The sequence below is a fragment of the Phenylobacterium sp. genome (assembly GCF_036402295.1).
Taxonomy (GTDB): Bacteria; Pseudomonadota; Alphaproteobacteria; order Caulobacterales; family Caulobacteraceae; genus Phenylobacterium.
The window spans coordinates 1-9,652 of record NZ_DASWTE010000040.1 but is presented as its reverse complement, the minus strand read 5'-3'; the positions used below and the strand labels follow the sequence as shown (position 1 = coordinate 9,652).

Genomic DNA, 9,652 nt, shown 5'->3' with positions numbered 1-9,652 from the left:
GACCTTCATCATTCACGCGGCATGGCTGCGTCAGGCTTTCGCCCATTGCGCAAGATTCCCTACTGCTGCCTCCCGTAGGAGTCTGGGCCGTGTCTCAGTCCCAGTGTGGCTGATCATCCTCTCAGACCAGCTATGGATCGTAGGCTTGGTAGGCCTTTACCCCACCAACTACCTAATCCAACGCGGGCCGCTCCAATGGCAATAAATCTTTCCCCCGAAGGGCACATTCGGTATTAGCACAAGTTTCCCTGTGTTGTTCCGAACCAAAGGGCACGTTCCCACGCGTTACTCACCCGTCCGCCACTGCTCCGAAGAGCCGTTCGACTTGCATGTATTAGGCCTGCCGCCAGCGTTCGCTCTGAGCCAGGATCAAACTCTCAGGTTGAGTTGACGTTCTGACTTTCTGCGTAATCGACCCTCAACGGATCGACTGGCTATAGTCTGCGTAGTTCTTGACGAGTTCCCACAAATCGTGGCCGAACCAAGGTCCGACCATATTCATGGTGTCTTCAAGAGACCGCAGTCACAGTCAGCGTCGAGATAGTCTGGTTAGGACTATCGCCAGGACGCCGCCGCCTGCGTTTCTCTTTCCAATTCAACGATGTCAAAGACCCGCACCGGCTTTCGCCGAGCCCACTGTTTAGCGCCGGTGGTCGGCGGAGGCGGCTACTTAGTGACCGGCCTCGGTAGTGTCAATCGGCCTTTTCGGCTTTTGCGACGTTTCTGAGAAACCCCAGAATTTGACCGCAAAAACCGCCTCGGGCTGCCGAGGGGCTTCCCTCAAAGTCCGTGACGATTCGATTGAGGCTCGGGAACATACTCATTTCGAACCGAAGATCAAGCACCTTTCGGCGCCCGCCGTCGCTTCGAGTTGAGCCCCGCCCGAGCGGGAGGCGGCTACTTAGTGGCCGTCCCCGTGGGTGTCAACCGATCCTTTTCAGGACCCCCGGCCGATCCCCGGACGCATCCGGATCTTCGAACCAGGACCCCGCTTCGAGGCTTGCGAAGAGCGAACCCTTCGAACCCTCAGCCGCGAGGCTGCCGACGTCTCGTCCCGGTACCGATTTCTGAAGCACCCTCAAGGACTTGACGTCCCGTCAGCAACTTCGTCGTCGGCCCCGTTCCGAGCGGAGGCGGCTATCTAGTGGCCGGCCCCCGGGCTGTCAACCGGCCATTTCCAGGCCTTCCGCCGATCCCCGGAAGTTCCGGATCTTCTGGCGGCGCCCCGCCTCTGGAGCCTCGGGAAGCCAGGCTTCCCGCACCCCTCGAGCGCGGCGGTCAACGTCTCGGACGCGTTTTGGCTTCGTCAGGATTATCAAGAACTTACGTCCTCTCCGATCCTTCGGTCGCCGCCCCGTTCCGAGCGGAGGCGGCTATCTATTGGGGGGCCGGGCCGGCGTCAACAGGCTGGCGCAAAGAATCTCACAGACCGGCGGAATGCCGCACGCCCGCTCGGACCCCAGGGGTTTGATGCGCAACGATCTTTCGCTGTTGAGCTCCCTCGCCGGCAGAGGCTGCCCCGTGAGGCTGCGACGCTCGCACGCACGTGGGCGCGCTCCTTGCAGGCAAGGACCGCCCCGGCTCACATGGGGACGCGAAGAGGTGGCGATGCTGTCGCAAAAGGCGAAGTACGGCCTGCGGGCGCTGGTGGCGCTGGCCCGCGAAGGCGGCGGCCAGGTGAGCGCGGGCGAGCTCGCTCTGCGCGCCGGCGCACCGCGCAAGTTCCTGGAAGCGATTCTCCTGGAGCTGTCGCGCCACCAGATCGTCGTCAGCCGCCGCGGCAAGTTCGGCGGCTACACCCTCGCCCGCCCCGCCGACGAGATCGCCTTCGCCGAGGTCATCCGGGTCATCGACGGGCCGCTGGCGCTCGCGCCCTGCGTCTCGCCCCGACTCGGCTTCCGCAAATGCGCCGACTGCCCGAGCCTCGAGGCCTGCACCCTGCGCGAGGCCCTGGCCCGCGCCCGCGACGCCACCGCCGAGGTGCTGGAACGCCACACCCTGGCCGACGCCGCGGCCTCCACGGGCGTGGAGACGGCGCTCCCGGTTCCTGAGGCCATGCTGGCGCCAGAATGAAACGGGGCGGAGGAGGGTCCGTCCCCTTCTCCGCCCCTACCGCCGACGCACCGCCGGCTTTCAGCCCTCCTTTGCGGAGGGGGGTCTTGGTCCGCTAACTGGCCGCGATGTAGGCCTTCAGGCCATCGGCCTCGGCCTCCACCTCGGAAATCTTCCACTTCACCAGGTCGCCGATCGAGACGATGCCGACCAGCCGCTCGTTCTTGCAGACCGGCAGGTGGCGGATGCGCCGGTCGGTCATGCGGGAGAGCAGGGAATCGACGGTCTCGCCGGGCTCGGCGAAGAGCACATTGGCGGTCATGAACTCGGACACCGGGCGGGAAAGCACCCCGGCCCCGTGGGCCGCGATGGCGCGCACGATGTCACGTTCGGAGACGATGCCGACAACGCGCTCGGCCTCCAGCACCACCAGGGCCCCGACACGCTTGGCGTGGAGGAGTTCGGCCACCACACCGACTTTCTCGGTCGGCACGATGGTGAAGACCGCGTCGCCCTTGGTGCGGAGTATTTGTGAGACCAGCATGAGGCCTCCTGTCCCGTTCTCTTGGGTAACGACGTTTGCGCAATTTCAGTTTCGTTACAATGCACGTGCGCGTCACGCGCGCGTGAGCGGGGCTTCTCAGCGACGGCCGGCCAGCCAGCTGAAGGGCGCGATCAGAAGCACGCCGGCGGCGAATCCCGTGAGGTGGGCCTCCCAGGCGACGCCGGCGTCGCCGGCCCCGGGGATCAGCGCGCCGCCCGTGAAGGCCATGATCACGTTGATCAGGATCCAGGCCCCGCCCATACCGGTGACGGCCTGGGAAAACAGCGGCCCCACCCGCCCGTGGCCGCCGATCAGGCGCGCGGCGGCGCCCATCAGTCCGGAGGCGGCGCCCGAGGCGCCGACCATCGAGGCTTCCTGCCCCCAGTGGAGGGCGGCGAAGCCCAGGCAGGCCAGGACTCCGCACAGTATATAGAAGAGGAAGAACGCCACGGCCCCGCTGGCGCGCGGCCCAAACAGTCGGGCGACCGGCGCCCCGAACGCCAGCACGAAGGCCGCGTTCAAGAGGGCATGAGCCCAGCTGCCGTGCAGGAACTGGGAGCTGACGAGGCCGATCCAGTGGCCGTCCAGCAGCATGTGAGGCGAGAACGCCAGCGCTTCCACCACGAACGGGAAGCGCGTCTGCAGGAAGTAGAGCACGACGATGGAAACCGTCATCACCACGACCGGCCAAGGTGCGTTGATCATGGGCTCGCGCGCTGGGCGGTAGCCGGGCTCGCCCGGCTGCGGAGGACGCGAACCGCCGGGCGCGGGGGCTTCGAAGAAAACGACTTCCATCGAAAGGGTATGTAAGGGCAGTCGGGCGCATACGCGAGCAGCCGCTTTGATGCCTTGCCCCCGCCGCAACGCTTGGCGAAGGTGCGCGGCTTCGTTGGACCCCTTTCCGGGCAGACTTGATGAACCGCTTCTGGGGCCTCGGCCCCGCCTTCGCCGCTGCGATCGCCCTCGCCTTCGCCCTTCCCGCCACCGCCCAGGCTCCCGCAGCCGCCACGCCGGCGCCGCGGCTCGCGCCCGGACAGTGGCCGCAGGCGGTGTCGGACCTCAAGCCGGACGCCGACATCCGCTTCGGCGCCCTGCCCAACGGCATGCGCTATGCGATCCGCCGCCAGACGATCCCGCCGGGCCAGGCGGCGTTCCGCCTGTGGTTCGCCACCGGCTCGATGATGGAGGCCGACGCCCAGCAGGGCCTCGCCCACTTCCTGGAGCACATGGCCTTCAACGGCTCGAAGGAGGTGAAGGAAGGCGAGATGGTGAAGATCCTCGAGCGCCTGGGCCTGGCCTTCGGCGCCGACACCAACGCCTCAACCGGCTTCTCGGAGACCATCTACAAGCTCGACCTGCCCCGGACCGACGCCGAGACGGTCGACACCTCGCTGAAGCTGCTGCGCGAGGCGGCGTTCAACCTGACCGTCGACCCGGCCGCCGTGGACCGCGAGCGCGGCATCGTGCTGTCGGAGGAGCGCGCCCGCGACACGCCCGGCTATCGCGTGACCGTGGCGCGGTTGAACTTCCTGCTGAAGGGCCAGCGCCTGCCTGCCCGCCTGCCGATCGGCAAGGTCGAGGTCCTCCGTAACGCGCCCGCCAGTCAGATCGTGGACTTCTACAACGCCTGGTACCGGCCCGACCGAGCGGTGTTCGTGGCCGTGGGCGACTTCGACGTCGACGCCATGGAGGCGAAGATCAAGGGGGCGTTCAGCGGCTGGGTCGCCAGGGCCCCTGCCCGACCCGACCCCGACCAGGGTCCCGTCCTCCCGCGCGGGCCCGAGGCGAAGCTGGTAGTGGACCCCGGCGTCACCCAGACCCTGCAGGTCGCCTGGATGAGCCCGCCCGACCTGTCGCTGGACACCCGGGCGAAGCGGAAGAAGGACCTGATCGAGAGCCTCGGCATGGCCGTGCTGAACCGACGCTACTCGGCCGTCGCGCGGGGCGCCAACGCGCCGTTCCTGGGCGCAGGCGCCTTCAAGGGCGAGCAGGACGACGCCGCCGAGATCGCCACCATCGGCGTCAACGCCGAGGCCGGCCGCTGGCGCGAGGCGCTGGCCGCCGCCGAGCAGGAGCAGCGGCGGCTGGTCCAGTACGGCGTGCAGCAGGGCGAACTGGACCGCGAGATCGAGGAGATCCGCGCCAACCTCAAGGCCGCCGTCGCCGGCGCGGCGACCCGCCGCCCCGCCGACCTGGCGCAGGAGGTTCTGAACTCGCTCGCGGACCACACCGTCGTGACCTCGCCCGCCGAGGACCTGGCGATGTTCGAGGCCGACGTGAAGGGGTTGAAGGCCGAGACCGTCAACGCCCTGCTGAAGACCACCTTCCGCGGCCAGGGCCCGCTGGTGTTCATGGCCTCGCCGACGCCCATCGAGGGCGGCGAAGCGGCCGTGCTGGCGGCGCTCACCACCTCGCAACAGGTGGCCGTGGCCCCACCGGCCCAGCAGCAGGCGCTGACCTGGCCCTACGAGAGCTTCGGACCGCCTGGAAAGGTGGCCGAGCGGCGCGAGGTGGCCGATGTCGGGGCGACTTTCGTGCGCTTCGCCAACGGCGTGCGGCTGACCGTGAAGCCGACCACGTTCCGGGACGACGAGGTGCTGGTGCGGGTCAACATCGGCCGCGGCATGCTGGGCCTGCCCAGCAACCGCCAGAGCCCGTTCTGGGCCTCCAACGCCCTGATCGAGGGCGGCCTGAAGAAGATCGGCGTCGAGGACATGGAGCGCGTGCTGGCGTCCAAGGTCTACGGCGGCCGTTTCAGCATCTCGGACGACGCCTACGTCCTGTCGGGCGGCACGCGGACCGGCGACCTGCCCACGCAACTGCAGGTGCTGGCCGCCTACCTGACCGAACCCGCCTGGCGCGAGGCCGCCTTCGCCCGGATCAAGGCGGCGGCCAAGACGGCCAACGACCAGTACGAGTCCACCGACAACGGGGTGATGGCGCGCGACCTGCCCGCCCTGATCCATTCGGGCGACCGGCGCTGGACCTTCCCGACCCGCGAACAGATCGCCGCCGGCCAGATCGCCGACGTGCGGTCCGCCGTCACCCCGGACCTGGCGAGCGGACCCGTGGAGGTGGTGATCGTGGGCGACGTCACGGTCGACCAGGCGATCCAGACGGTAGCGGCGACGTTCGGCGCGCTGCCTCCGCGCCGCGAGGCGGAGCCGGTCGCGCCGGCCGCGCGGGTGGTGGCGTTCCCGAAGGGGGCGCCGGCGCCCGTGACGCTGGCGCACAAGGGCCGCGCCGACCAGGCGATCGGCTACATCGCATGGGGCACCACCGACTACTGGGCCAACCCGCAGCGGGCGCGCGACACGGCCGTGCTGCGCGAGGTCATGAAGCTGCGCATCACCGACGAGTTGCGCGAGGCGCAGGGGGTCACCTACTCGCCCGACGTGAACTCGCAGCACAGCCTGGTCTGGACCGGCTGGGGCTTCATCGCCGCAAACGTCGAGGCGCCGCCCGAGAAGCTGCAGGGCTTCTTCGACGACACGCTGAAGATCGCCCAGGACCTGCGCACCAAGGAGGTCGACGCCGACGAGCTGTCGCGGGCGAAGAAGCCGCGGATTGAGTCGATCCAGCGGGCGCGGCTGACCAACGGCTACTGGGTGGGCGAGCTCTCGGGCGCCCAGGCCGATCCAAGGCGCCTGGACGTGATCCGCGAGATCATCCCGGGGACGGAGAAGGTCACGGCCGCCGACGTGAAGCGCGCGGCCGAGGCCTGGCTGAAGCCCGAGGCGGCCTACCGGGTGGTGGTGAAGCCGATGGCGGGGGCCGCGGCGGCGCCTTAGGCCGCGACCTTCCCGGCCTCGTAGACCGGCGCGTCGTCGGCAGGCAGGAAGGCCTTGCCGCGGATGGCGTCCGAAACCTTCTCGGCGATCATCATGGTGGGGGCGTTGGTGTTGCCGCCCACCAGCGTCGGCATGACCGAGGCGTCGATCACCCGCAGGCCGGAGAGGCCCTGCACGCGGCAGTCGGCGTCGACCACGGCCATCGGATCGCCCGCCGCGCCCATGCGGCAGGTGCCCACGGGGTGGTAGATCGTCTCGGCCGAGCGGCGGATCCAGGCGTCGATGTCGGCGTCCGACTGGATGCCCGATCCCGGCGCGTACTCTTCCTTGATGTAGGGCTTGAGCGCGGCCTGGGCGGCGACCTCGCGCATCATCTTCACCCCCTCGCGCATGGCGCGGCGGTCTTCCTCGGCGGAGAGGTAGTTGGCGAAGATGGCGGGGTCGGCCAGCGGGTCGGCGCTCTTCAGGCCCACCCTTCCGCGACTCTCCGGACGCAGCTGGCAGACGTGGAAGGTGAAGCCGTCCTTCTTGATCTGCACCTTGCCGTGGTCCTGCATCATGGCGAGCACCGTGTGGACCTGCAGGTCGGGTCGGTCGAGATCAGGGCGCGAACGCAGGAAGGCGCCCGATTCCAGCATGTTCTGCGTGCCCAGGCCCTTGCGCTGGAACAGGTACTCCAGGCCGATCGTCAGCGTCCTGATGCCCTTGCGCATCGAATAGATCGTTATCGGCTGCGGGCACTCCCACGACATGCAGACGTCGAGGTGGTCCTGCAGGTTCTCGCCCACGCCCGGCAGGTCGTGGACCGAGGCGATCCCATGCTGGCGCAGCTCTTCCCCCGGACCGATGCCCGACAGCTTCAGGATCTGCGGCGACTGCACGGCGCCGGCAGAGAGGATCACCTCGGCGTCGGCGTAGACCGTCTTCTTCTCGCCCTTCTCGACGACGATCTCGACGCCCACCGCCTTGCCGCCCTCGACGAGGATGCGGGTGGTCCGCGCGCCGGTGAGGCAGGTGAGGTTCGGCCGGTTCAGCGCCGGATAGAGGTAGGCGCGCGCCGCGCTCCAGCGCTCGCCCTTGTGGATGGTGAGCTGGTAGGGGCCCCAGCCTTCCTGCTGGTAGCCGTTGAAGTCCCGGGTGACCGGGAAGCCGGCCTCGGCGCCGGCGTCGATCGCGGCCTTGTAGATCGGGTTAGGCGATGCCGCCTTGGAGACGTGCAGCGGGCCCTGCCCGCCGTGCCAATCGTCGCCGCCGCCCTCGAGGCTCTCCGAGCGCTTGAAATAGGGCAGCACGTCGGCGTAGCCCCAGCCGCCGAGGCCCATCTGGCGCCACTGGTCGTAGTCGCGCGCGTGGCCGCGGATGTAGATCATGCCGTTGATCGACGACGAGCCGCCCCAGCCCTTGCCGCGCGGCCACCAGAGCTTGCGGTTGTCGAGGTTGGGCTCGGCCTCGGTCCAGAAGCCCCAGTTGTAGGGGCCCTGCTTGCCGATCAGGCCGCCGACGCCCGCCGGCATGGTCACCATCAGCGACTTGTCCTTGCCGCCGGCCTCGAGCAGCAGGACCTTCGTCGCGCCGTCCTCGGTGAGGCGATTGGCCAGCACGCAGCCCGCGGAGCCAGCGCCGATGATGATGTAGTCGTAGCGGTCGGCCACGGCCGCCTCCCCTTAACGTCGTTCAGTTGGCGGCAAACTGACAAAGGGCGCGGGGCCGCACAAGGGTGGCGCCGGAGAAAAATGACGCATGCGTCACCTTCCGTGAGGTCAGCCCCGTCGCCTCACGCCAGGCCGAGGAAGAGGATCGCCAGCAGGAAGAACGTCAGCGCGATCGACGAGAAGACCAGCAGGAAGAACGTCCGCCACAGCGCCGAGAAGGTGCGCAGGCCGTAGGCGCCCTTCAGCTGGTAGAACATGTGCGTGGGTACGATGAAGAGCGCCGTGGCGAACGACAGCGCTCCGATGGCCCCGCCGACCCGTCCCAGCGCGGCCACCACCATGACCAGCAGCGACATGAACGTCAGGGAGTAGAGGACGAACACTCCGTGGTCGTAGAGCGTGAAGCCGCGCTTCCAGAGGAACAGCAGCGCCACGAACGGGATCGAGATGGGGATCAGCAGGAATGAGAATTTGTAGAAGGTCTGCTGCAGCTTGTAGATCGCGAGCTCGGGGTTCTCGATCTTCTTCTGGATCTTCTCGTCCAACTTCTTCGAGCCCGTCGAGATGCCGAGCTGCCCTTTCCCCTCGGCCTCCAGCTCCTTCGCGATCTCGTCGATGGGCGCGCCGTTGCCCTTGCCGATCCGGCCCTTCGCGCGCTCCACGTTCTTCTCGGCAAGCTCCACGGCCGCCTGGGCCGCGGCGCGGGCGGCGGGCGAGGCGTCCTTGAGCGCGGCGCGGGCGTTGGCCAGATCGGTGTTGCGCCGCGCCAGATCGGCGGTCGCCACCGCCTGCTCGCCGATCTCGGACTCCCTCGGCTCCGGCGCGTAGCTGAGCAGCATGAACATGACGAAGACGGTGAACAGGAACATCGCCAGCGGCGAGACGTAGCGGGTCCGCTTGCCCAGGCACCAGTCGCGGGTCAGCTGGCCCGGCCGGAACACCAGCCTGGGCAGCGTGCGCCAGGCGCGGCTGTCAAAGTGCATCACCCCATGCAGCAGCTCTTCGCCCAGGTGCAGGAGCGTGCGGTGCACGTGGCTGGCGTTGCCGCAGTTGTGGCAGAACCGGCCGATGGTCTCGGTCCCGCAGTCGGCGCAGGCGTTGTGAGCCTCGCCGGCCTTCCCCGTAGGCTTCTCGAAGGTCGAGGCGACCAGACCGCCCGTCGCCGCGCCGCCGACCGCTTCCAGGTCCACCATCACCAACCCCCGTCACAGGGGGCGGAATGTGACGAGATTGGCGGAGGCGGACAAGGCCGCCCCGCCGCTCCGGTGTGTCAGCCGAAGAGGAAGTCGCCCGATCCCAGGGTGTAGCCGTTGGCGAGCTTGAGGATCTCGGTTTGGCCCGTGACGCCGTCGCGGATGACCCAGTCGGTGGTGCTGCCTGCGACCTTGGTGATCGTCGAGCCCGCGCCGTAGCCGGTCAGCTGGATGAGGTCGTCCGAGGCGAAGTCCGTGATCGTGTCGCCCGCCGCCTCGCCCTTGGCGAAGACGAAGCGGTCGGCGCCCGAGCCGCCGCTCAGCTTGTCGGCGCCCGTCCCGCCGCGCAGGGTGTCGGCGCCCGCGTAGCCGGAGATGATGTCGACGCCGGCCAAGCCGCTGAGCGAGTTGGCGCCGCCG

General features: G+C 68.5%; 6 protein-coding genes, 1 rRNA gene and 1 pseudogene. 2 read left to right on the top strand and 6 right to left on the bottom strand.

What is annotated here, in order from left to right:
* A 16S ribosomal RNA gene (locus VGD44_RS02430) occupies positions 1 to 385 on the bottom strand; the annotation flags it as partial.
* Between the two features lie 1,223 nt (positions 386 to 1,608).
* On the opposite strand from VGD44_RS02430, the gene VGD44_RS02425 reads away from it, so the two are divergent.
* Positions 1,609 to 2,073 carry an Rrf2 family transcriptional regulator gene (locus VGD44_RS02425; protein WP_331083507.1) on the top strand — a complete coding sequence of 155 codons (465 nt, stop codon included), beginning with the start codon at positions 1,609 to 1,611 and terminating at the stop codon, positions 2,071 to 2,073.
* 94 nt (positions 2,074 to 2,167) lie between these two features.
* Here the strand turns inward: VGD44_RS02425 and VGD44_RS02420 are convergent, their stop codons facing one another.
* Together VGD44_RS02420 and VGD44_RS02415 are read right to left on the bottom strand one after the other, a co-directional pair.
* A complete protein-coding gene (locus VGD44_RS02420; RefSeq protein WP_331083505.1) occupies positions 2,168 to 2,596 on the bottom strand; it encodes a CBS domain-containing protein in 429 nt (142 codons plus the stop codon).
* Between the two features lie 96 nt (positions 2,597 to 2,692).
* Positions 2,693 to 3,301 carry a rhomboid family intramembrane serine protease gene (locus VGD44_RS02415; protein WP_331083503.1) on the bottom strand — a complete coding sequence of 203 codons (609 nt, stop codon included), beginning with the start codon at positions 3,299 to 3,301 and terminating at the stop codon, positions 2,693 to 2,695.
* A gap of 209 nt (positions 3,302 to 3,510) precedes the next feature.
* On the opposite strand from VGD44_RS02415, the gene VGD44_RS02410 reads away from it, so the two are divergent.
* Positions 3,511 to 6,387 (top strand): M16 family metallopeptidase, encoded by a 2,877-nt coding sequence (locus VGD44_RS02410; RefSeq protein ID WP_331083501.1) that lies wholly within the window; start codon positions 3,511 to 3,513, stop codon positions 6,385 to 6,387.
* Here the strand turns inward: VGD44_RS02410 and VGD44_RS02405 are convergent.
* The 3 genes and pseudogenes from VGD44_RS02405 to VGD44_RS02395 form a co-directional block, all read right to left on the bottom strand.
* Entirely contained in the window at positions 6,384 to 8,039 is a 1,656-nt protein-coding gene (locus tag VGD44_RS02405) for a choline dehydrogenase (protein WP_331083499.1), read from the bottom strand. The two genes, VGD44_RS02410 and VGD44_RS02405, sit on opposite strands and share 4 nt — an antisense overlap.
* 122 nt (positions 8,040 to 8,161) lie before the next feature.
* Positions 8,162 to 9,232 (bottom strand): DUF3667 domain-containing protein, encoded by a 1,071-nt coding sequence (locus VGD44_RS02400; RefSeq protein WP_331083497.1) that lies wholly within the window; start codon positions 9,230 to 9,232, stop codon positions 8,162 to 8,164.
* Positions 9,233 to 9,309: 77 nt separating this feature from the next.
* Positions 9,310 to 9,652 (bottom strand): annotated as a pseudogene (locus tag VGD44_RS02395) (hypothetical protein); the annotation flags it as partial.

Excerpts from the sequence above, each read along its gene's own strand:
- VGD44_RS02425 (WP_331083507.1), top strand. The coding sequence starts at position 1,609 with ATGCTGTCGCAAAAGGCGAAGTACGGCCTGCGGGCGCTGGTGGCGCTG.
- VGD44_RS02420 (WP_331083505.1), bottom strand. The coding sequence starts at position 2,596 with ATGCTGGTCTCACAAATACTCCGCACCAAGGGCGACGCGGTCTTCACC.
- VGD44_RS02415 (WP_331083503.1), bottom strand. The coding sequence starts at position 3,301 with ATGATCAACGCACCTTGGCCGGTCGTGGTGATGACGGTTTCCATCGTC.
- VGD44_RS02410 (WP_331083501.1), top strand. The coding sequence starts at position 3,511 with ATGAACCGCTTCTGGGGCCTCGGCCCCGCCTTCGCCGCTGCGATCGCC.
- VGD44_RS02400 (WP_331083497.1), bottom strand. The coding sequence starts at position 9,232 with ATGGTGGACCTGGAAGCGGTCGGCGGCGCGGCGACGGGCGGTCTGGTC.